Source organism: Mycoplasma hafezii (assembly GCF_049942695.1).
In the GTDB taxonomy this organism is placed as follows: Bacteria; Bacillota_I; Bacilli_A; order Mycoplasmatales; family Metamycoplasmataceae; genus Mycoplasmopsis; species Mycoplasmopsis hafezii.
In genome coordinates, this window is sequence record NZ_CP187940.1 from 575,122 (window position 1) to 599,155 (window position 24,034).

Consider the following 24,034-nt stretch of genomic DNA (forward strand, 5'->3'; position numbering starts at 1 on the left):
TTTTTATTACATTTTCGTAGTATCTTTAAATGTTATTTCCTTAATTATTTTTGATATTTTTTCATAGATATTGGTTAATTCTTGATTAGTTGCATTTTTATTGTTTAATAATTTTTCAGCTTCTAAAATCGCATTATTTAATTCATCATTCTTGTTATTTTTGCTTTGCAATTCTTTAGCTTTTTTTAATTCGCCATCTAAAAAATATTTCGGATAAATTGTGGTTTTAGTATTAATCTCATAACAAGTAATTGCTACTATAGTTGTACTTGCAACTAGTCCTAAAAAAATCCATAACTTTTTCTTCATATGAAAAATTATAATAAAAAAAATCAGGATACCCTGATTTAAATTATTAGTCTGCTAATCCGTTAGCTTTGAATGTGTTAAGTAAGTCAGCAAATGCTTGTTCTTCATCTTCTCCTGTAACTTTTAAAGTAACTTCATCACCTGATTTAACACCTAATGTCATAATGTTCATAATTGATTTTAAGTTAGCTTCTAATCCGTTAGCAAGAATTTTTGAATCTGATTTATATTTTGATGCAGCTGCTGTTAATAATTGAGCTGGACGAGCGTGGATACCAATTGGATCTACGATTTTTAATGTAATTTCTTTCATATTTTTCTCCTTAGTTTACAGATTTAATAGTCAAATTTCAGAATGATAAATCTATTTTAAAGTGCTAATTTATTATAACCTAATTCACTGTTTAAACAAATTTATTTATTAAAAATTAAACTTTTTTTATGAAATGTTTTCACACAATCTATTTTACATAGTTTTTTGCTTTTTCAAATTGTGTTCTTATATCATCAAGGTGACTTATCTTTGTTTGTTCTTCTAATCTTAAATCTAATTTGTAGCCAGCACCTATTTCTTTGGAATGATACTTATTACTAGATGTTAAATCTAGCTTTTTTATTTGATTTTCAATAGCATCAATAATCAATTGAGTTCTAAGATTGTTTGCACTATTTGTAGATTTAAATGAAGCTTCTTGTCAGTTAATTTGCTCAATTATGTTTCTCAATCTATCTTTATCCTTTAATAATACAATACCATAACCGCGGTTATTTGGTAAACCTGTAAAAGTAGTTTGTAACTTTATTTCATTAAATGTTGTGGAAGGAAGGTAAAAATCACAAGCATTAAGCATTTTAATATTTCTTTTTGATGAAGAACTACTTCCGTTACTTAAAGAGTATATTTTAACTCACTCACTTTTTTATTTGACAATTCAAGTGTTTTAATTAATTTGCTCGGTAATTTGCTTCAACTTTGAAATACAGAATTCACTACTAATTTTTCACCATTAGGATAGTGGAAATTAGTATCCTCGACTTTGAATTCCATATATAAAGAATATCTACTATCTACCCTAAATCTAGGTGTTCCTTTACCGTTGGAACTAAATAATGGTGGTAAAACAAAACATATAAAGTCACAAAAATCTGCAGCGTAATTCATAAACTTTAATGCTAATTGTCCACATAAACCAAACGGTGGATTTTCAATCAAAATATTTTGTTTTGAGGTAGGTTTAAACTCAAATCAATCTTGTTGCATAATTTCTTTAGCTTGTGGTTGTATATCTAAAGAAATAGAATTAATCCCTTTTGGAAAATTAAAATAAAAGCTTCCATCACCTGCTGACGGTTCGATTAAAGTATATTCGTGAATGTCAATATCTCAATTTTCAGTAATAAAGTCTAAACTCTTACCAATTAACCTTTTAGCTTCTTCTACAGGTGTAAAAAATTGATCAAGATTACGGTATTGCTCTTTTTCGATTAAGAGCAATTTATATTTGTAATTTAAAACCTTATTTAATTCATTAAAGTAATTTATTGGTACCTCTTGGTTTTCTATTCATCGCTTTATTGTCCCTTTATGCAAATTCAAAAATTCACAAATTTCTTCAACTGAATAATTAGTCAAAATCTCATTTTGTAAAATTAAATATAAATCATTTTTAGTTAAGTCTTTTAAGTACATATCCATCTCCTTTTCCTGTTTTCCTAATACGATTATATAAAAGGAAATGAGCTTGAACAAGCACTTTTAATTACTATACCTTCGTACACTACTTTTAATATTAGCTTTAAATGCACACACTAAGATACTAAAAAAACATTTTGAATTTAAAAAAATCTTTTTAAATTTTTAAATTTAAAGAAAATAAAAAAAGTAAGATTAACTTACTTTTAATTTTTAAACATTAATCAATGAAACAACTTCAACATCGCTTCCTAATAAATCACGTCCTTTTAGTTCAGCAAGTTCTAAAAGAACAATAACTTTAGTTACGATTACACCTTGTGATTCTAATAATTTAATGATTGCTTTAGTTGTTCCACCTGTAGCTAAAACATCATCAACAATTACAGCTTTTTGACCAGGTTTAACAAATCCTTCTTGGATTTCTAAAACATTTGAACCGTATTCAAGGTCATAACTCATTGAAATTACTTTTCCTGGTAATTTATTAGGTTTACGAACCATAATAAAAGGTTTTTTAAGAAAAGCAGCTGCAGGTGTCCCAAATAAGAACCCACGAGCATCTGGTCCGACAATAATGTCAGCCTCTTCACAGTGTTTTGCAATTTCTTTAATTGTGTAATTAAGAGCTTCACCATTTGCTAATAAAGGTGAGATATCTTTAAAAATAATTCCTTCTTTTGGAAAATTAGGAACATCTCTAATTAAGCTTTTTATATCCATAATAACCTCTAATTTACTCTAACATCTTCGTAGAATTCTAAGATGTCATCTTCTGCGATGTCATTGAAGTCTTTAATGTGTGTACCGAAGTCTTTTCCTTTAACAACTTCTTTAGCATCGTTCATTTCACGTTTAAGTGAGTCGATACGACCTTCGTGAATTAATTTACCACGACGGTAAAGTTTAACTTTAGATTTTTCTTTTACTACTCCAAGATCCATCATACATCCTGCAATTTTACCAACTTTTGAGTAGTAAAACACTTTAATAATGTGAGCTTCACCAATTTTTTGTTCTTCATAAACTGGTGCTTTTTCACCGTCAAGAATTGTTTGACAATCCTCAATAATTTTATAAATAACATCGTGAGTAATGATGTCTACTTTATTTGTGTTTGCAGATTGTTTAATTGAAGGTGAAACTTTCATATTGAAAACAAAGATAGTAGCATTTGAAGCTTGTGCTAGTAATAAATCTGAATCAGTTACGTTTCCAGCACTTGCAGAAATAACTTTAATGAATGCTTCATCATTTTCCATTCCTTCAAGTTGTCCTTTAATAGCTTCTGCTGTACCTGCAACGTCAGATTTAATAATTACATTAATCGCTTTTTTACCTTCAGCATTAACTGATGAATTATGTGCTTCACTAAGACTTTGCATTTTATCTTGTGAGTATTTTTCTGTTGCTAATTTTTTAGCAAATTTTTCATCGTTCATACCAACGAATTTATCACCAGCATCAGGAGCATAATTAAGTCCAGAAATAATAGCTGGTCATCCTGGTTTAACAAATTCTAAATCATTTCCTAAAGAATCTTTAAGCATTCTGATTCTTCCGCATTTAGAACCAGCGACAATAAAGTCTCCTTTATAGAGGGTACCGTTTTCCACAATAATTGTTGAAACAACTCCAACCCCTTTGTCAACACGTGATTCGATAACTGTTCCGATTGGATATCTTTTTGGATTTGCACGTAAGTTAAGAAGTTCAGCAAGTAACTTAATTTCATCAAAAAGTTCTTCAAGACCTTCACCTTTTAAAGCAGATCCATAAACAATTTGTGTATCACCACCATATTCTTCAATAACAACATTAGCTTCAGCAAGTTCAGCTTTTAAACGATCAAGGTTTTTATTTGGTTTATCCATTTTGTTAACAAAAACAATAATAGGAACACCTGCTGCTTGAGCGTGTGTAATAGCTTCTTTTGTTTGAGGCATAACACCATCATCAGCAGCAACAACTAAAACAACAATGTCAGTTACCTTAGCTCCACGAGCACGCATTTTAGTAAACGCTTCATGTCCTGGAGTATCTAAGAATGTAATTCTAAATCCTTTATGTTTAATTTGGTAAGCACCTGTATGTTGTGTAATTCCACTACTTTCAGTTGCAACAATATTTGAATGTCTAATTTTGTCGATTAATGTTGTTTTACCGTGGTCAACGTGTCCCATAACTGTAATAACAGGTGTTCTACGTGCTAAATCTTCTTCTTTATCATCGAAGTTAACCTCTTCAAGGAAGTTACCTGCATCAATGTTTGTTTCTTTTTGGAAGTCAAATCCATTTTCGACACAAAGTTCTGCAATTTCTTCTTCTTCAAGCACGTGGTTAAGATTGTACATCTTACCTAACATAAAGAATTTTTTAATAATATCATTAGGATTCAATTTAGTTTTTTGAGCAAAGTCACTAATTGTCATTTTTCCTGTGAAGACAAAAACACCATCTTTTAATTCTGTTTTTGTATTTGAAAGTTGTTGTTTAATATCATCAACGTTACTAATTCTGTTTATTTTTTTACTCATAAAGCACCCCCTTAAGTTCTTGTTCTATCGTATCATATGTTTCTTTTGGGACATTGAAACGAAAAACACGATTTAATGCTTTAGTTTTTTTAATTTTTTCTCAATTTTGAGAAGTCGGAATAAAGTATGCACCTCTTCCTTGTTTAGTTCTGTTTAAATCTAAAGTAATTGTCTGAGTTGATTTTTGATAGTCGAATCTAACTAACTGACTAATGTCAACTATTTGATTGGTAACAATACATTTACGCGTGAAATTGTTATTCAAATTAGTCTTCTCAATCATCATCAAATTCACCAAGATCGATGTTTGTGTCTAATCCGTAGTTTGCTAAATCGCTATCAACTTTGAAATCTTTAAGTTCAACTTTTGATTTTTGGTAAGCCTTAACAGCTTTTTTACCTTTTTCTTCTGTACGTTCAACTGGTTTTGTAGTAGCTTCTGTATTTTCTTTTTCATCTTCAGAAACAAAGCTTTCATCAAACATATTATCAATTTCTTCAATGAAATCATAATCGTTATCTTCAACAGCAATATGAAGCTTTTCTTCATCGAATAATGAATCAAGTTCTGATGCAGAAGGTGTATTTGTTTTTTGTGCTTTCTTGTATTTTGCTTTTTGTAATGCTTCGATTTCTTGAATTTCAGCTTCTTGTGAAAGCATTTTTTCAATGTCTTCTTTGAAATCACTTAAATCAATATCAATTCCTTTGAAGAATTTATTTGATCTAGATTGAGCTGAACTACGTGAGTGTTTTGCTGTAGATTTAAATAATGGTTTGTCATATACAAATCTTTCAGTAAAGTCTAAATTACGTTCAGCAGCTTGATCGGCTGTCACAATTTCTAATTTAACACCTACTAATTTTGCAGCAAGCTCAATATTAATTCCTTTTTTACCAATTGCAGACATAATTTCAAGTGGTTTAACAATAGCGATATATTTTTTACCATCTAAAACTACATCCATTACTTTAGCAGGTGATAAAGCATTTTTAATGTATTCTACAATATCATCACTGTAACGAACAATGTCAACTTTTTCATTATTTAATTTTTCTGAAATAGCCAAAATACGTTTTGCACCTTCACCAAAAAGTGAACCAACAATATCGTATTGAATATCTCTTTCTGGATTTGGTTTAACTGCGATTTTAGTTTTAATCCCAGGAATTCTTTGAATTTTAACAACTAAAACATCACCATTAGCAATTTCTGGAATTTCGTTTTTAAGAGCTTCTTCTACTTCTTTAGGTGAATCAACTCTAACTTCACAAATACTTAATTTGCTATCGATGTTAACACTATCTAAATAAACATCAATAAATTGACCTGGTGAAAGTTTTAACTTATTAGAAATTTTATTCAATGGTAAGAAAGCAGTAACACCATCTTCAAATTTTAAGTTGTATGAACCTTTTGAGTTTTTAGATAAAACTTGAGCTCTGATTTTATCACCAATACGGTTTGAATATAAATCATAAATTCTTTGTTTATCAGCAAGTTTTAATGTTTGAATAAATCCATTTTTAATTGCTACTTTTGTTTTTTCTGGAAAAATATCAAAGTTTAAGGAAGCAGAAATAATATCTCCTTCTGAATGTTTTTTACCAGTTTGTTTAAGTGCGTCTGTTTCTGTAATAAATGTTACTCTTTGCACATCTGAAGGTTTATCATCTTCTAAATCGCTAAATTCAAAATCATCAGCAACAACTTCAATGTTTTGGTTTGTAATTGCTACTCTTTTAGCATCTTGGTCAGCTACTAATTTAATTTCAGCTTCTTTATCAATATCACGGTTTACAGCTTTTGCTGTTTCATCTTCAAAAATTTCTAAAACTTTTTCAAATGGTAATTTAAAAGTATTAGCATACCCTTGAATCATTTCAAATAAATCTAATTCTTGTGCTAATAATTTATCTGTAATTACTTTTTTCATAAAACTCCTAAAACTTAATATATGTTTCTATTGAACTAATATTTGCTTTATCAAATCACACTTTACGGAATTGACCTTTTTTGTTTCATTTCACTAAAATTCGTGTGTCTTCTTCTTCTAATAATTCAGCAACAAATGTATTTAAACCTTCAAAACTTTTTACAGTATGAAACTTAACCATAGTTCCAATACTATCTGCTAAATTATTTACATCTAAAGTTAAATCACTTCCTTTAGATAATACTTCAAGGTTATATTCATCCTTAAATCATGATTGTGTTTCAAGGTAATCATATAATTCACGAGAAAATTTTTCAACCTCATCTAAATTAGTTGAATTAAGTACAACTTCTAATGTAGTTCCTAAATTATTAACTAACTTAGCTTCGAGAATTTTTCCATCAAATTGCTCATTTAATAACTTTTTATAATCCATAAAAACCCCTATAAAAAGACTAAAGAGCTGCTTTCGCAACTCAATCTGTCCTGAATTAACTATATTTTACCATTTTTTGGTAATTTTTCTAGTAAACAATTAGTTATGTACTAAATATAATATGAATTATTATTTATTTTGTCCACCTGTTTTATTAAAAAAATAATATCATATTAATGCTAGATATTTCTAGCATAATTTAATTTGGTTTTCTATGTTATCAAGAGAACTAGAGAACCTTTCAAGAACACTTTGAATTTTAAAGAGAATTTCGTCAGGGAGTTCTCTTTTCTTTTGCAACAGTTCTTTAACTTTATGTAAAAATTTATGGAACTCTCTCGTTTTCTTAATTTCATTTGAAAGAACATGAACTAAAGGAATATTAATATCTAAATTTTTAGCTAGTGATCATAATTCTTGTTCACTTAATTGTTTTCCGTTTGGTATTCTTGCATCAAACTTTTGACCTTTTATTAAAAATCAAATTTTTTGATTTATATCAGTAACCAATGTTGCTTCGACACTACTTCTGATATAAATTCTTTTCCCTTCTTTATCAAAAGGTGCGTAATAATTACCGTTCATTTTAAAAACACCAGATGTAATTTTTCTTTTAATTTCTATTAAAAAATCAGGATTATCATCAAATAACTTTCCTTTTTCAAAAACATTTGATTTTGATATGTTGTTTTTATTGAATTTATTATTGTAAAAATCTACAATAAATTCTCAATTATCATTTAATGACTTAATAGAATTTATTTGATTTTCGTAAAAAAATAAAGGATAGTTCATTTGTGCTGTTAGAAAAGAACGCTCAACATTAGGTTTGAACGTTGGATTGCTTGAAGTTAATAACTTAATACCTCTTTTATTTAAAGCTTTTTCAAAATTTGTCATTGTTTCACCATTGATTCAAAAATTTCTTCTTCTATCTGTTGAAATATTTTGTGGAAAACCATATTTTTTAAAAACTTTATCTAGTAGTCTTTGATATCCTATTGCAGTTTCGGTTTTTTCACAATGAATAGCTAATAATTTACCAGTTGCAGAATTTACTGCGTGAAATAAAGACACAGTTTCGTTATTTCAAAACACTTCGATACAAGCATCTAATTCAATAAATTCTCCAAATTTTCTATTTTCCTTAATATTTAAATATTGTCTCTTTTCTATTTTTTCATCTGTTTGATTTATGTGCTCGATAATTTTGGTTAATCTGTTGATTTCTGTTTTTGTTAGTTTTGACACTTCTTGTTTTAATTTGTTTTGAAGTAATTTCTTTGCATATCTTTTAGTTTTCTTATGAGAAAAAGAATTAGCAAACCCATTTTTACGTAAAAGCTTTTTAAAATGAGATTTTGAATAGAACTGTCTTTCGCTTAAATTTAATCTGTCTACGAAATCACTTACTGTAATATCTGAAAAAGTAGAATTTTGATGTGGAAAAATAGCAGTCTTGATTTGGTTATATTTGTCGACTGCGTTGTTATAAGTTTCTTGGGTTATTCCGCAATTTTCTTTTGTCTTAAATCTATTTCCGTGAACAAAAGAATAAAAGATTTCTTTAGTTTCTTTCTTTATTAAAATATCCTTTTTAATTCTTTGTATTGTTTTAGTTGAAACATTAAGCATTGTTGCAAGTTTTTGATTTGATAATTCAAAGTATCTACCTATCATTTCGTATTTATGCATTCTTTGTACTTCATACGCTGTTCTAGTTTCTATTTTCATAAGAAAACCACCTTTCAAGACACTAATACAATTATAGTTTTAGTATCTATCCAGGTGGACAAATTAATTAATAATTAACAATTTTTCTAGTAAACAATTAGTTATGTACTAAATATAACTTTTTTTAATAGGAAATTCCTTTGTTAAAGCTAATACTCTTAATTTGTATGTTTCTAATTTAGCTAAATCATATACATTTTCAGATACATATTCGTAATAATTTCTTAATAATGAATTAATTATTTCAAATAATTCTTTTCATTTATTGAAATCACGTGATGTCATAGCGGCTGTACCAATTCTAATACCGCTTCCTAACATTGGACTAAGTGTATCAAATGGAATTGTGTTTTTATTTACTGTAATATTTACAAGTCCTAAAATTTCTTCAGCTTGTTTTCCGTTAATGCCATATGTGGTATTTACATCAATCATAAATAAATGATTGTCTGTACCATTTGAGACAATTTTTGCTCCAGAATTTAAGAAGTATGAGCAAAGTTCTTGTGAATTTTTAACAATTTGTTTTCCATATTCTTTAAATTGTGGTTGTAATGCTTCATAAAAAGCAACAGTTTTTCCAGCAATAGCGTGAAATAATGGTCCACCTTGATATCCAGGAAATACTCAACGATTCATTTTAACAGCAAGCTCATCATCATTTGTCATAATGATTCCACCACGACCACCACGTAAAGTTTTATGTGTAGTAGAAGTAATAATATCTGCATAACCTACAGGTGATGGATGAACTCCGGCAACAATTAAACCAGCAATATGAGCAATATCAGCCATTAATTTTGCACCAACTGTATCTGCTATTTCTCTAAATTTAGCAAAATCAATTAAACGTGAATAAGCTGAATAACCACAAATAATTAAGTCGGGTTTTTCTTTTTTAGCTAACTCTAAAATTGCATCATAATCTAAAAATCCGTTTTCATCTAAATCATATGAAACAGCATTATAAAATAAACCGCTAAAACTAATTTTATATCCATGGGTTAAGTGTCCACCACAACTTAAAGATAGTCCCATAATTTTTCCACCACTTGGCACACAAGCAGCAATAGCAGCAGCATTAGCTACACTACCTGAATACGGTTGCACATTCGCATATTTCACACCAAATAATTCTTTTAAGCGATCAATTCCCGCTTGTTCGATAATATCAACATTTTCACATCCGCCATAATAACGTTTTGCAGGGTATCCTTCACCGTATTTATTTGTCAAAACACTTCCTTGAGCTTTAAGAACATCTTCTGAAACATAATTTTCACTTGCAATTAATTCAATATGATCTTCTTGACGTTTAAGTTCATTATTAATAGCGTTTTCAACTAATTTATCTTTTAATTCAACATTTTTATACATTTTTACCTCGATTAGACATTGTATTTTTCGATTAATTTTTGAATTTCAGTTTCGTTTGCAACAATTCTTAATGTGATGTTATGAGTAAGTTCTTTTTGATAATCATCAACTACAAATATATCAAAGCATTGAGCGGTTTTCTTAATTTCATTTGTAATTTCTTGTAAATGATCTTTATTTTCAAGAGTGAATGTTAAATCAATTGTTTTTAACGGATTAAAATCAACTGGTTTAAATTTGTTTGAGTGTTTAAATTCTAAATCTAATAATTCTGCATAAAATGCATTTGTATTATCAAATTGCGGATGTAATTTCCCAATTCATCCAATCATTTTGTTTTGGTACATAATTTTTGCAGAAACATTAGGGTGAATCATTTCATTATCAGTAAATGGTACAAATTCTAAATTATTTAGTCCTAAGAAATTAATTACATCCTGTCTAAGTTCAAAGAAAGTTTTAGTTGTTGTAGCAAAACCATAAACAAAAATATTATTATTTACCATTCCCTTTTCAAAGAAATCAATTTGAGTCATTTTACGTTTTTGGTTATATTCAACAACTTCTTGTAATGAAGTAATAATAGAATTTCTAACCACTTCTCTTTCTTTTGAAACATATGTCATTAATTTTAAGTTATCAATAAATCCAAAAGGATTTAATTTATTTTTTACTTCAGATACTAAAGTAAATGTACGAGCTTCGTTATAACCAATTTTAGTTAATAATTGTTTTTTAGTATCTCTTTTTTGAATCATTACTGGAACATTAATATATGGTTCTGGTTTGAATTGTTTATATGAATAAAATCTAAATACTTCTTCAATTAAGTCTTCAAAGATTTTCACATCATATCTATAGTTCGGAACAAAAACTAAATTATTATCAAATTCAAATCCTAAATTGCGTAATTGTTGTTTTGCTTTATCAAAAATAACTAAATCAGTTGCATTTGAATATCTTTTAAGTTTTTTATCATCTCACTTAATTTGAACACGTTTTAGCTCAGTAATTTCATTAACTGTTTGCGAAATTTCTAAATCTTCACAGTAGTTTCTAATAAATTGCATTCCTAATTTTGCAACTTCTTCAGTAATAACTCTAGCACCTTGATTTGCTGAGTTAGAAGCTAATTTAATTTCTTTTGAACCATGACGAACCATTTTAGGATCAAAGACACCAATTTCAAAAACAAAATCATTTGTTTGTTCACTGGCTTTAGTTTTTTCTAATCCCATAACACAAGCTAGTGAAATTGGAGAAACATCATCATAAATAGCAAGTACGTTTTGTACATTTACTTTTTTATTACCTAAAATTTCTAACTCACCAGAATATAAGTTAGCAATTAAATTATTACCAATTGTATTTCGATCATAAACGTGTGCAGGGGCACCTGTAAATAATAAACAAAGATTTGTTAAATTGACAGCTCAAGAAAATCTACTTGATATTCCGTGTTTAGCTAAAAATAATTTTTCTTGTAAACTAGTTACTTTATTTCCTTTAACTTCAGTAAAACTTAATTTTTTTGCTAAACCTGGATTAACCACTAAACTACTTTCAAAAGTTGGTTGTACATCTTTTAATTCGAAATTAAATTCAGTTTCAAAGTATGTAGCTAATTCTTTTGCTAAAAAGTAATATGAATTAGCATCATTACGATTAGCTGTTACTGAAATTTCAATTAAATAATCATCTAATCCTAATAATTTCATCGGATCATCTTGAAGTGTAGCAAAATCATTAGGTAAAACTAATACTTGATTTTTTTCTTCAACTAAATCATATTGGTATCCAATTTCTTCAAGTGCAGCAAACATCCCTTGAGAAATTTCACCTTTAAGTTTAACTTCTTTAAAAGTCATTTCTCCTTTTGTAGCACCTACAGGAAAACAAACTGTTAAATCACCCGTTTTTAATATTCTGTTAGTTGTTTGAATTTGTAATTCACCATTTTTAGTTAAAACTTTAACAATATCTAATCGGTCAGAATTAGGGTTATCTTTAACTTCTAATACTTTTGCAAATAAAAGTCCGCTAACATCAGAAAAAGGCTTAATTTCTTCAACTTCAAGTCCAATTTCATTTAAAGCAATCTCCACTTCTTCAGCGGTTAAATTTCTTTTTGAAAAAAACTTATTTAACTGGTTTAACGATAAAATCATTATTTAACCTCCTTGAGTAAATCTCATTTAATCACACCTTGATGAGTTGCTTTTAAACGATTATTGATTTTCTTAAACATTTCTCCATTTTCAAATCCTTTTTTATAGCTATATGGGCTAGGGTGAGAAAGAACAATTTTATTTTTAGGATTAATATTTAAGTCTTTTGTAAATTTTTCTGCTTCACGTCCTAAAATCACAAATATAGCATTTGGATTTTCTTTTAAAACATTTTCAAGCACAACATGAGTGAATTGTTGTCACCCAAAAGATTTATGAGAATTTGGCTCATTTTCAGTTACTGTTCATACAGTATTTAAAAGTAAAACACCTTGTTTTGCTCAAGCACTTAAATCATTAGTTTCAATTTTTGTTTTTGGATAATCTTTTTGAAGTTCTTTGAACATATTTCTTAAACTTGCTGGAGTTTTAGCTTGCTTAGTACTAAACGCTAATCCGTCAGCAACATTTAATGAATGATATGGATCTTGTCCTAAAATAACAACTTTAGTTTCTGGTAATTGGAAAAATTCAAATGGGCGAAACATATCCATTTGATGTGGATAAATATTTTTACCGTTTTTTTCTGTTTCTTGTAATCCGTTTAGAATATTTTGAAAATAAGGTTTTTGACCTTCTGTTTGTAAAATCTTTAAAAAACTATCTTTCATTATTAAATTGCTCCACAATTCTTAAGTCATTACGGTATAAATCACGAATATCTGTAAATCCATATTTTATCATTGTTATTCTTTCAAGCCCAAGACCAGCAGCAAAACCATTAACATCTGCTGTATATCCAGCTGCTTTTAAAACATTAGGATGTAACATTCCAGCACCTAAAATTTCTATTCAAAGGTTATTGTAATAAACATCAACTTCAACACTTGGTTCAGTAAAAGGGAAATAACTTGGACGTAAACGAATTTCTACTTCTGTCTCTAAAACATATGATAATAAGCTTTTTAATGTTCAAATTAAGTTAGAAAAACTAACATGTCCAATTGATACAAAATCTAATTGTGTAAATTGGTGTGAGTGAGTTGCATCATCTTCATCGTTACGATATACTTTACCAATTGCAAAAATAGAAATCTTGGTGTCTTTATTTTCTTCAAGCACTTTCGCTGTAATTCCAGTGTTATGGGTTCTAAGTAAAGTTTGTGCATTAAAGTAAAGTGAATCATGCATTGCACGTGCTGGGTGATCACTTGGAATATTTAAACGATCAAAATTGTATAAATCCGAAACAATTTCACCTTCTTCTTTTTGGTAATATCCATTAGCGAAGAATCAATCTTTTAAGCGTTCCTCAACTAATGTAATAGGGTGTAAGCTGGCTACTTTTTGTGTAGGTAAAGTTACATCCACAAACTCTGAATCAATTTTTCTTTGAATTTTTTGTTGTTCAATTCTAGCTTCAGCTTCTTTAAAAAATTGTTCGTAATCAGCTTTTAATTTTGTGATTTCTTGACCGATTTCTTTTTTTAGTTCAACTTTAGCTTCTTTGAGTTGTTTTTGTAAAATTGCAATTTTGCTATCTGGTGCAAATAATTTTGCTTTTACTTGTTTTAAATCTTCTAATGTATTTATATCTTCTAATTTAAACTTCATAAATTATCCTTTCTTAATATTCTTTATACTATCTCAATATTTTTGATATCCTAGCTCATTTTGATTATTAGCAGGAATATAAAACTTCATATTTTTTAATTCTTTTGGTAAATATTCTTGAGGTAATCAATGTGTTGCTTTATTATCGTGTGGATATTGATAACCAATACCATCTCCTATTAATTTTGATGACTTATAATGTGCATCTTTAAGGTGCTTAGGTATATCATAAATTTTACCAGTTTCGATTATATTTTCTACTTTTTGCATTGCTTCGTAACTAGAATTTGATTTAGGTGCTAGAGCTAAATCGATAATAGCGTGTGAAATAGCTAATTTACCTTCCGGTAGTCCTAAACGTTCAAATACTTGTATTGCAGATAGAGTTCGCATTCCGATATTTGAATTTGCAAGTCCAACATCTTCATACGCAACACATAGCATTCTTCTAAATAATCCATCAGTATCACCAGATTTTAAAATCAAAAACCCATAATATAATGCCGCATCTACATCACTACCACGAAGTGACTTATGAAAAGCAGATAAATTATTATAATGAGCAGTTGAATTACTATCACTATAAAAATTAATATTAGGAACTATAGCCTTTAAATCTTTTTCAGTTACATATGAATCGTCATCTTTTAAAAATGCTAAAATTTGTAAATTATTAATGCTTGAACGAAAGTCTCCAGCACTATAACGAGCTAAATTAAGTAGCATTTCATCACTAATTTTTAAATTAGGAAAATGTTTAGCGGTTATTTTTTTAAGTCCTTGTAAAATATCATTTTCACTTAATTTTAAAAATTGCAGAATTTGCATTCTACTACGTAATGCAGGATTAACCTTAAAATACGGGTTTTCAGTCGTTGTAGCATAAACAATTATTTTGTCAAATTCTAAATATGATAAAAGAATATCTTGTTTGTCTTTATTTAATCGATGAATTTCATCGATAATAATAATTTCATTATTAGTTAGTATTTCAATTAAATCGCTTTTATTATCTACGCTAGCATTAAAATAACCATATTTTTTATTTAAGTCATTTGCTAAAGCAATTGCCGCTGATGTTTTACCTATTCCACTTTCTCCAAAAAAGATAAAACTAGTTAATAATTTATTTTGAGCAACTTTCTTAAGAAGCAGTTTAATATGTTCTTGGCCAACTAAATCATCGATTGTTTTTGGACGTAATTCATTTGCTAAGTTCTTTTTCATATCTAATTTACTTTCGAAAATATTATTCATTTTGAATATAATTTACCTCTATTATATCAAAAAAAGCACATCGTTTGATGTGCTTAGGACATAAGATGAAATGGGGCGATTGACGGGATTCGAACCCGCGAATGACGGGACCACAACCCGCTGTGTTAGCCACTTCACCACAATCGCCAGATGTAAAGTAATTATAACATATTACTTACTTTATTTTGCAATTTAAAAACATTTTGAAAGAACTACTTTCTATATAAAAAATACCCTCTTGGGTAAAGTTCTTTCAAAACTGAATAGTAAATGAATAATTCATTAAAATGTCTAATATATATAAAAAATACCCTCTTGGGTAAAGTTCTTTCAAAACTGAATAGTAAATGAATAATTCATTAAAATGTCTAATATACATCTTAACTTTTAAACCTATCAATTTATTAGTAATGGTCAGCTAAATGTATTGCTACACGTACACTTCCATCCTATCAACCTCGTCGTCTACAAGGAATTTCAAGGGAATACTTATCTCTGAGGAGGCTTCCCACTTAGATGCTTTCAGCGGTTATCCTTTCCGTACTTAGCTACCCAGCTATGCTCCTGGCGGAACAACTGGAACACCAGCGGTACGTCCACTCCGGTCCTCTCGTACTAAGAGCAGCTCTCATCAATATTCCAACGCCCACATCAGATAGGGACCGAACTGTCTCACGACGTTCTGAACCCAGCTCGCGTACCGCTTTAATTGGCGAACAGCCAAACCCTTGGAACCGACTCCAGCTCCAGGATGCGATGAGCCGACATCGAGGTGCCAAACCTTGCCGTCGATGTGATCTCTTGGGCAAGATAAGCCTGTTATCCCCAGGGTAACTTTTATCCGTTGAGCGACTACCGTTCCATAACGTATAGCCGGATCACTAAGTCCTGCTTTCGCACCTGCTCGACTTGTAGGTCTCGCAGTCAAGCACACTTCTACCTTTGCGCTCTACATACGGTTTCTGACCGTATTGAGTGTACCTTTGAACGCCTCCGTTACCTTTTAGGAGGCGACCGCCCCAGTCAAACTACCCACCACGCACTGTCTCCCCTCCGGATCACGGAGGCAGGTTAGAAACTCAACATACCAAGGGTGGTATTTCAAGGTCGACTCCATTAAGGCTAGCGCCTTAACTTCAAAGTCTCCCACCTATCCTACACATGTTAGGCCAAGTTCCAATACGAAGTTGTAGTAAAGCTCCATGGGGTCTTTTCGTCTTGATGCGGGTACCCGGCGTTTTCACCGGGACCATAATTTCACCGAGTCCATCGTTGAGACAGTTGAGAGATCATTGCGCCTTTCGTGCAGGTCAGTATTTAGCCGACAAGGAATTTCGCTACCTTAGGACCGTTATAGTTACGGCCGCCGTTCACCCGGGCTTCATTTCAACGCTTCGCATAAGCTAACGCATCCACTTAACCTTCGGGCACTGGGCAGGCTTCACCCCCTATACATCACCTTGCGGTTTAGCAGAGAGCTGTGTTTTTGATAAACAGTTGCCCCTCACAATTTACTGTGGCCAACTTGCGTTGGCGTCCCTTCTTGCGAACTTACGGGACCATTTTGCAGAGTTCCTTAACGATGGTTTTCTCGCGCGCCTTAGAATACTCATCTTGGGGACGTGTGTCCGTTCTCGGTACAGGTACCAAATATGTAAACGCTTAGAAGCTTTTCTTGGAAGCATGAAATCACATAATTCAGAAACTAGTTCCTATGCATCGCACATTCCGGTTATAGAGTACGCATTTAACTATACTCACCAGTCGGTGCTTACCCCCAAATCCAATAATGGGTAATGCTATCCTTCTCCGTCACTCCATCACTCATAAAAGGTAGTACAGGAATATTAACCTGTTGTCCATCGGATACGCTTTTCAGCCTCTCCTTAGGTCCTGACTAACCCTGGGTGGACGAACCTTGCCCAGGAAACCTTCCCCAATAGGCGTCGTGGATTCTCACCACGAATCGTTACTCATACCGGCATTCTCACTTCTAAACGCTCCACATATCCTCACGGTTATGCTTCACCGCATTTAGAACGCTCCTCTAACGCACTTTCGTGCCCGTAGCTTCGGTATCATGTTTTACTCCCGTTACATTATTGGCGCATGATCTCTTGACTAGTGAGCTATTACGCACTCTTTAAAGGATGGCTGCTTCTAAGCCAACCTCCTAGTTGTTTATGAAATCACACAACCTTTCTGACTTAACATGATTTTGGGACCTTAGCTGACGATCTGGGTTGTTGCCCTCGCGAGCCGGGACGTTAGCACCCCGGTTCCGACTGCCCGACAATGCACAATGGTATTCGGAGTTTGATTATAGTCAGTACCGCTAGGCGCGGCCATTCCATATTCAGTGCTCTACCACCAAAGTTTAACATCGGACGCTAGCCCTAAAGCTATTTCGAGGAGAACCAGCTATCTCCAAGTTCGATTGGAATTTCTCCACTATCCACAAGTCATCCGGGCACTTTTCAGCGTACTACGGTTCGGCCCTCCACTTAGGGTTAACTAAGCTTCAGCCTGCTCATGGATAGATCACATGGTTTCGGGTATATGTCGACATACTAAACGCCCTATTAAGACTCGATTTCTCTGCGGCTCCGCTTTTTTCCACTTAACCTCGCATGTCAACATAACTCGCCGGTCCATACTGCAAGATGTACGCCATCACTCATTAACGAGCTCTGACTAATTGTAAGTAAGTGGTTTCAGATTCTATTTCACTCCCCTCCCGGGGTTCTTTTCACCTTTCCCTCACGGTACTAGTTCACTATCGGTGTCTGGTTAGTATTTAGCCTTACCGGATGGTCCCGGCAGATTCAGACAGGGTTTCACGTGCCCCGCCCTACTCAGGATACTATCAAAAGTTCTTACCATTTCGCATACAGGAGTATCACCTTCTATGCTATAGCTTCCCAACTATTTCTGCTATGATAAGAATTTGTAACTTTATGTAGATAGTCCTACAACCCCAGCTAATGCTGGTTTGGGCTCTTTCACGTTCGCTCGCCGCTACTGATGAAATCATTATTTATTTTCTCTTCCTGTTGCTACTAAGATGTTTCAGTTCACAACGTGTCTCGCAAATGCAACTATTTTATTCATTGCATAGCAACCAGAGATTAATCTGGTTAGGTTTCCCCATTCGGAAATCCCCGCTTCGTAGCTTATATCCAGCTCCACGAGGCTTATCGCAGGTAATCACGTCCTTCATCGACTTCCAGACCCAAGGCATCCACCACAAACTCTTACTTATTTAAAAGTTAATTTAAGTATAAACCTATTGTTGATGTATATTCAAAGACATTTCAATAAATTATTACATTGTAATAATTACTCGGTATCAATCAAAACAAATTAACCAAAATTTAATTTATTTAATTTGATGTCGTTGTAATATCTTTACTATTCAGTTTTCAAAGAACAATGAGAGAAAGTTCTCTCAAAACTAGATATATCTATGGACTATTAACATAGTACATAACAATTTACAATATTTGATAATAAAAATAGTCTGGTAATAAGATGACTTATATATAGATAAGTCGTTGTACTCCGTAGAAAGGAGGTAATCCATCCCCACGTTCTCGTAGGGATACCTTGTTACGACTTCACCCCAGTCACCAGTCCTGCCTTAGGCAGTTGTCTCCGTAGTTAACAAAACCGACTTTGGGCATTACCAGCTCCCATGGTGTGACGGGCGGTGTGTACAAGACCCGAGAACGTATTCACCGTAGCGTAGCTGATCTACGATTACTAGCGATTCCGACTTCATGTAGTCGAGTTGCAGACTACAATCCGAACTGAGAACGGTTTTTTGAGATTTGCTCCACATCGCTGTCTTGCTTCTCTTTGTACCGTCCATTGTAGCACGTGTGTTGCCCCACTCGTAAGAGGCATGATGATTTGACGTCGTCCCCACCTTCCTCCGGATTACTCCGGCAGTCTCCTTAGATCATCTAACTAAGGACAAGGGTTGCGCTCGTTGCAGGACTTAACCGAACATCTCACGACACGAGCTGACGACAACCATGCACCATCTGTCATTCCGTTAGCCTCCACTATATCTCTATAGCTTTGCGGAAGATGTCAAGAGTGGGTAAGGTTCTACGCGTATCTTCAAATTAAACCACATGCTCCACCGCTTGTGCGGATCCCCGTCAATTCCTTTAAGTTTCACACTTGCGTGCATACTACTCAGGCGGATGATTTAATGCGTTAGCTGCGCCGATGGTTCCCATCAGCTAATCATCATCGTTTACGGCGTGGACTACCAGGGTATCTAATCCTGTTTGCTCCCCACGCTTTCGTCTCTCAGTGTCAATATGTGCCCAGTTAGCTGCCTTCGCCATGTTGATGTTCTTCCTAATATCTACGCATTTCACCGCTTCACTAGGAATTCCGCTAACCTCTACACAATTCTAGCGTGCCAGTATCCAACGCTATTTGGGGTTGAGCCCCAAGTTTTTACGTCAGACTTAACACACAACCTACAGACGCTTTACGCCCAATAATTCCGGATAACGCTTGCAACCTATGTATTACCGCGGCTGCTGGCACATAGTTAGCCGTTGCTTTCTGACAAGGTACCGTCAAGACAAAGGCATTTCCTCCTCTGTTTTTTCTTCCCTTATAACAGCAGTTTACAACCCGAAGGCCTTCATCCTGCACGCTGTGTCGCTCCATCAGACTTTCGTCCATTGTGGAAAATTCCCTACTGCTGCCTCCCGTAGGAGTCTGGGCCGTATCTCAGTCCCAGTGTGGCGGATCAGTCTCTCAACCCCGCTAAACATCATCGCCTTGGTAAGCCATTACCTTACCAACTAGCTAATGTTACGCACCCCGATCCTCTAGTGAAGCAAACGCTCCTTTTATATTAATTTCATGCGAAACTAATAAGTATCCGGCATTAGCGCTAATTTCTCAGCGTTATTCCAATCTAGAGGGCACGTTAAGTACGTGTTACTCACCCATTCGCCGCTAAATTCCGAAGAACTCCGCTCGACATGGATGTATTAGGCACACAGCCAGCGTTCATCCTGAGCCAGGATCAAACTCTCGAAAAAATTGACTGTCATGTATTGTATATATCTAGTTTTCAAAGAACTTTATTTAGCAATTTGTTTGCTTAACTATTATAACTCAAAAAATAATTTTTTTAAAATAAATTTTAAATATTTTTTATTAATCATTTTAAGAACGTCTTCGCAAATAATTTGCTTAATAAATATAACACATTTTTATGAGATTTAAAATATTTTTAATTTATTTTTAAATATTATTTAATTAGCAATAATATTAATAATATATAAAGGAGTTTTCTCAATAATGAATTCAATAAATAATAAAGTTTTAAATAGAATAATAGAATTAACTAAGCAAATTAATCAATGAAATGATGAATATTATAATCAAGATAATCCTTCAGTCACAGATCAACAATATGATGTTGCTCTAAGAGAGCTTGAAGAATTAGAAAGTAAATTCCCGCAATTTATTCAATTTGATTCACCAACTTTAAAGATTGGTGGTGTATCTGATAATAAATTTACTAAATATACCCACAAGAAACCTATGCTATCTTTAGCAAAAGCATATTCATTAGATGAAGTATCAAAATTCTTAGACACAAATTTAAAAGAGCAACATAAGCAACTTGAATATATATTAGAACCTAAAATTGATGGTTTATCAATTGCTTTACATTATGAAAATGGTATTTTGATAAAAGCAGTTACTAGAGGAGATGGAAAAATCGGTGAAGATGTAACTGAAAATATTTATCAAATCGCATCAGTACCTAAAAAAATCAATTTATTAGATCAAATCGAAGTACGTGGTGAAGTATATTTACCAAAATCAAAATTTAATGAGTTAAATAATTATTTGCTTAACAATAATCAAAAAACATTTGCTAACCCAAGAAACGCAGCTAGTGGCACATTAAGACAATTAGATTCAAGCATTGTATCTGAACGTGGATTAGATTTAATTATTTATGATATCGTTAATCCACTTACATATGGTATTAGCACACAATTACAAGCAATTAACTTTTTAAAAGAAAAACAGTTCCCTGTTCATCCATATTTTAAAGTTGCAACTGAAATTGATGAAATATTAGAAAATGTAGAAAACTTTGCTGAATTAAAAAACTCATTTGAATTTGATTGTGATGGATTAGTTTTAAAATTAAATGATTTAAGTTTATGAGATAAGATGGGTAAAACTGCAAAGTTTCCAAAATATGCAATTGCATTTAAGTATGAAACAGAAGAAGCAATTAGTAAAATTCTTGATATTGAAGTATCAATTGGTAGAACTGGAAAAACTACTTACGTGGCTTTACTTGAACCAGTTCAATTAAATCAAACCACAGTGTCTAAAGCAACTTTACATAATTATGAATTTATTGAAGCGATGAATATAAATTTAGGTGATGAAGTTGTAGTGATTAAAAGTGGTGAAATTATTCCTAAGATTATCTCGCTAGCTAAAAAACATTCTGTTGGCATTTTACCTAAAGCATTAACTTGTCCGTTTTGTAATTCTAAATTAGTGCAAAGCAATGATTTAGTAGATCAATTTTGTTTAAATGATAGTTGTCCTGAAAAACAAATACGTACTTTAATTCATTTTGTCTCTCGACCAGCTTTAAATATTGTGTCTCTTGGAGAATCGAATATTAGATTATTTTATGAATTAGAATATTTATCTGATATAGCTTCAATTTTTAATTTAAAAGAATATAAAGAACAAATCTTAAGCTTAAAGAGTTTTAAAGATAAAAAAACTAATAATATTCTTGATGCAATCGAAAAAGCTAAATCAGTGCAATTACATAAAGCATTATTTGCTATCGGAATTAAACATATTGGATTAGAGGTTGCTGAGATTATTTGTGAAAAGCTAACTTGCTTAAATGATTTAACTAAAATCAATTTAAACCAGCTTGATGCTATTAATACCATCGGTCCTAAAATTATCGATTCAATTCGTGAATTTATTAGTAAGGATGCAAATATCGAATTAATTCAAAAACTAGATCAAGTTCTAAACTATGAAACAAAAACCTTAAAAACAAACGAATTAGAAGGACTGACTTTTGTAATTACTGGAACTTTATCAAAAGAACGTAATTATTTTAAAGATTTAATTACCTCTAAGGGTGGTAAAGTATCTGGAAGCGTCTCTAAGAATACTAATTATCTTTTAGCAGGTGTAGAGGCTGGAAGCAAATTAGATAAGGCACAGTCTTTAGGAATTACTATTTTAAATGAAGAACAATTTTTAAAATTATTAGAATCAAAAAACTCGGTTTAATTCCGAGTTTTTGTTTGTCAAATTTGATAATCTCTATAAGCTTCTTGAAGTTGTTTTTTATTAGTTGGATAAGTAATTAAGTTCATTGCTCTTGTAAGTGGAAAAAATCCAATTTTATCAACTTCTGAAATTTGTCTTTTTGGATTCAAACTTCCATAGTATTTTGCTAAAAAGAAATGAACTTCTTTATTATTTCCATTAGCTAATACATACTGGTTATCATATGTTTTACTATCAATAATTTCTAAATATTGATCACTTGGAATTGAAGTTTCTTCAAGTAATTCACGTTTAGCTGTTTCTAAGAAGGTTTCATTACCTTCTTGGTGACCTTTTGGAAATGTTCAATATCCATTTTTTTGTTTGATTAATAAAACTTTGGTTTGTTTTTGAAATTCTTTAAAAACAATACATCCACATGAAATTTCTAAAGCCATTATTTAGATAACTCTTTCACCTTAGCTTGTAAAATTTCAACCTTGTTTAATTGTTCTCATGGGAAAGAAACATCGTCTCTTCCAAAGTGTCCATAGGTAGCAGTTGGAAGGTAAATAGGTTTTCGTAAGTCTAAGGCTTGAATAATTCCTTTAGGTGTTAAATCGAATGTTTGCATAATTGCTTCTTCAATAATTTCTGGATTTACTTTGGCGGTTCCAAAGGTTTCAACCATAACTGATACTGGTTCAGCTACACCGATTGAATAAGCAATTTGAATTTCACAACGATCTGCTAAATTAGCAGCTACTACGTTTTTTGCGATTCAACGTGCTGCATAAGCTGCACTACGGTCTACTTTAGTTGCATCTTTTCCACTAAAAGCACCACCACCATGACGTGCTGCTCCACCATAAGTATCAACAATAATTTTTCTTCCTGTCAATCCTGTATCACCAATTGGACCACCAACTACAAATTTACCTGTTGGGTTAATTAAAATTCTTTGTGGTGCTGCTAAATGATATTTAGTTAACACTGGAAGGATTATTTCGTTGCGAATAAAATCTTTAAATTTTTCTTCATCAAATTTTTCATCATGTTGAATACTTAAAAGCACAGTGTCAACAAAAACATTATTCCTATCAGTATAATCTAAAGTTACTTGTGATTTCATATCAGCTTTTGCTCATTTAAAAGAGTTATTTAATCTTAATTTTTCTGCTCTTTTTACAAGTTCATGAGCTAGCGTAATAGCTAGCGGCATATATTCAGGTGTTTCGTTAGTAGCATAACCAAACATAATTCCTTGGTCACCTGCTCCGATTTCCTTACCTTGATCAACACCCATTGCAATATCAGGACTTTGCACTTTAATATCAGTTTGAAAACTTGTTCTAGTTGTATAGTAACCAAGTTGTTTTAAAATGTTGATTGCTACACCGATAACATCAATTTCAACTGATGAATTTACCTCTCCTGCAATGAAAATATTATGTCCACTCGCCATTGCTTCTACTGCTACTTTAGCATGTGGGTCTAAACGCATATATTCATCTAAAATTGCATCAGATATTTGGTCACAAAGTTTATCAGGGTGTCCACTACCTACTGACTCACTTGTAAATAATTTTCTCATAAAAAAACTCCTAGTCTTTGAAGCATAGCTAGGAAATTCGGCATGTTAGTATTCCCCTGACTATCCACCT

At 31.9% G+C, this 24,034-nt stretch carries 18 protein-coding genes, 1 tRNA gene and 2 rRNA genes; 1 reads left to right on the forward strand and 20 read right to left on the reverse strand.

The annotated features are described in order from the left end of the window. Positions 1-6: 6 nt before the first annotated feature. The 18 genes from ACPYPZ_RS02205 to ACPYPZ_RS02290 all read right to left on the reverse strand — a co-directional run bounded on the left by ACPYPZ_RS02205 (position 7) and on the right by ACPYPZ_RS02290 (position 20,134). The gene (locus ACPYPZ_RS02205) at positions 7-309 is read right to left on the reverse strand and encodes a hypothetical protein (protein WP_426460947.1); all 303 of its coding nucleotides are present in this window, start codon (positions 307-309) and stop codon (positions 7-9) included. Positions 310-355: 46 nt separating this feature from the next. Continuing rightward, positions 356-622 (reverse strand): HPr family phosphocarrier protein, encoded by a 267-nt coding sequence (locus tag ACPYPZ_RS02210; protein ID WP_426460948.1) that lies wholly within the window; start codon positions 620-622, stop codon positions 356-358. Positions 623-770: 148 nt separating this feature from the next. Then, positions 771-1,160: a hypothetical protein gene (locus ACPYPZ_RS02215; RefSeq protein ID WP_426460949.1), complete on the reverse strand. Its 390-nt coding sequence runs from the start codon at positions 1,158-1,160 to the stop codon at positions 771-773. Between the two features lie 38 nt (positions 1,161-1,198). Next, the gene (locus ACPYPZ_RS02220) at positions 1,199-1,999 is read right to left on the reverse strand and encodes a hypothetical protein (RefSeq protein WP_426460950.1); all 801 of its coding nucleotides are present in this window, start codon (positions 1,997-1,999) and stop codon (positions 1,199-1,201) included. Between the two features lie 216 nt (positions 2,000-2,215). Further along, complete coding sequence (locus ACPYPZ_RS02225; protein WP_426460951.1) at positions 2,216-2,725, reverse strand: adenine phosphoribosyltransferase; 510 nt, start codon at positions 2,723-2,725, stop codon at positions 2,216-2,218. A gap of 8 nt (positions 2,726-2,733) precedes the next feature. Continuing rightward, a complete protein-coding gene (infB, locus tag ACPYPZ_RS02230; protein ID WP_426460952.1) occupies positions 2,734-4,539 on the reverse strand; it encodes a translation initiation factor IF-2 in 1,806 nt (601 codons plus the stop codon). Further along, a complete protein-coding gene (locus ACPYPZ_RS02235; protein WP_426460953.1) occupies positions 4,532-4,825 on the reverse strand; it encodes a YlxR family protein in 294 nt (97 codons plus the stop codon). Before ACPYPZ_RS02235 ends, infB begins: the two co-directional genes overlap by 8 nt. Beyond that, positions 4,806-6,476, reverse strand: a complete 1,671-nt coding sequence (locus tag ACPYPZ_RS02240) for a NusA N-terminal domain-containing protein (RefSeq protein WP_426460954.1) — start codon at positions 6,474-6,476, stop codon at positions 4,806-4,808. The genes ACPYPZ_RS02235 and ACPYPZ_RS02240 overlap by 20 nt, the downstream gene beginning before the upstream one ends. Before the next feature lie 7 nt (positions 6,477-6,483). Continuing rightward, a complete protein-coding gene (locus ACPYPZ_RS02245; protein ID WP_426460955.1) occupies positions 6,484-6,912 on the reverse strand; it encodes a hypothetical protein in 429 nt (142 codons plus the stop codon). A 189-nt stretch (positions 6,913-7,101) separates the two neighbouring features. Then, entirely contained in the window at positions 7,102-8,646 is a 1,545-nt protein-coding gene (locus ACPYPZ_RS02250; RefSeq protein WP_426460956.1) for a hypothetical protein, read from the reverse strand. 108 nt (positions 8,647-8,754) lie between these two features. Further along, complete coding sequence (gene glyA, locus ACPYPZ_RS02255; RefSeq protein ID WP_426460957.1) at positions 8,755-10,023, reverse strand: serine hydroxymethyltransferase; 1,269 nt, start codon at positions 10,021-10,023, stop codon at positions 8,755-8,757. A gap of 11 nt (positions 10,024-10,034) precedes the next feature. Beyond that, a complete protein-coding gene (locus ACPYPZ_RS02260) occupies positions 10,035-12,191 on the reverse strand; it encodes a phenylalanine--tRNA ligase subunit beta (protein WP_426460958.1) in 2,157 nt (718 codons plus the stop codon). Next, complete coding sequence (locus tag ACPYPZ_RS02265) at positions 12,191-12,862, reverse strand: uracil-DNA glycosylase (protein ID WP_426460959.1); 672 nt, start codon at positions 12,860-12,862, stop codon at positions 12,191-12,193. The genes ACPYPZ_RS02260 and ACPYPZ_RS02265 overlap by 1 nt, the downstream gene beginning before the upstream one ends. Beyond that, the gene (pheS, locus tag ACPYPZ_RS02270; protein ID WP_426460960.1) at positions 12,852-13,805 is read right to left on the reverse strand and encodes a phenylalanine--tRNA ligase subunit alpha; all 954 of its coding nucleotides are present in this window, start codon (positions 13,803-13,805) and stop codon (positions 12,852-12,854) included. The genes ACPYPZ_RS02265 and pheS overlap by 11 nt, the downstream gene beginning before the upstream one ends. Before the next feature lie 3 nt (positions 13,806-13,808). Next, on the reverse strand, positions 13,809-15,062 hold the full coding sequence (locus ACPYPZ_RS02275) for a replication-associated recombination protein A (protein ID WP_426460961.1): 1,254 nt from the start codon (positions 15,060-15,062) through the stop codon (positions 13,809-13,811). A 71-nt stretch (positions 15,063-15,133) separates the two neighbouring features. Beyond that, positions 15,134-15,209 (reverse strand) — tRNA-His (locus tag ACPYPZ_RS02280). A 236-nt stretch (positions 15,210-15,445) separates the two neighbouring features. Continuing rightward, positions 15,446-18,330 (reverse strand): 23S ribosomal RNA (locus tag ACPYPZ_RS02285). 299 nt (positions 18,331-18,629) lie between these two features. Further along, positions 18,630-20,134 (reverse strand): 16S ribosomal RNA (locus ACPYPZ_RS02290). Together the 16S and 23S rRNA genes with 1 tRNA gene alongside form the textbook arrangement of a ribosomal RNA operon. Positions 20,135-20,396: 262 nt before the next feature. Here ACPYPZ_RS02290 and ligA point away from each other — a divergent pair. Further along, the gene (gene ligA, locus ACPYPZ_RS02295) at positions 20,397-22,391 is read left to right on the forward strand and encodes an NAD-dependent DNA ligase LigA (protein WP_426460962.1); all 1,995 of its coding nucleotides are present in this window, start codon (positions 20,397-20,399) and stop codon (positions 22,389-22,391) included. Here ligA and ACPYPZ_RS02300 read toward each other — a convergent pair. Both ACPYPZ_RS02300 and metK read right to left on the reverse strand, forming a co-directional pair. Next, the gene (locus ACPYPZ_RS02300; RefSeq protein WP_426460963.1) at positions 22,388-22,828 is read right to left on the reverse strand and encodes an NUDIX domain-containing protein; all 441 of its coding nucleotides are present in this window, start codon (positions 22,826-22,828) and stop codon (positions 22,388-22,390) included. The genes ligA and ACPYPZ_RS02300 overlap by 4 nt on opposite strands. Continuing rightward, positions 22,828-23,964: a methionine adenosyltransferase gene (gene metK, locus ACPYPZ_RS02305; RefSeq protein ID WP_426460964.1), complete on the reverse strand. Its 1,137-nt coding sequence runs from the start codon at positions 23,962-23,964 to the stop codon at positions 22,828-22,830. Before metK ends, ACPYPZ_RS02300 begins: the two co-directional genes overlap by 1 nt. Positions 23,965-24,034: the final 70 nt, after the last annotated feature.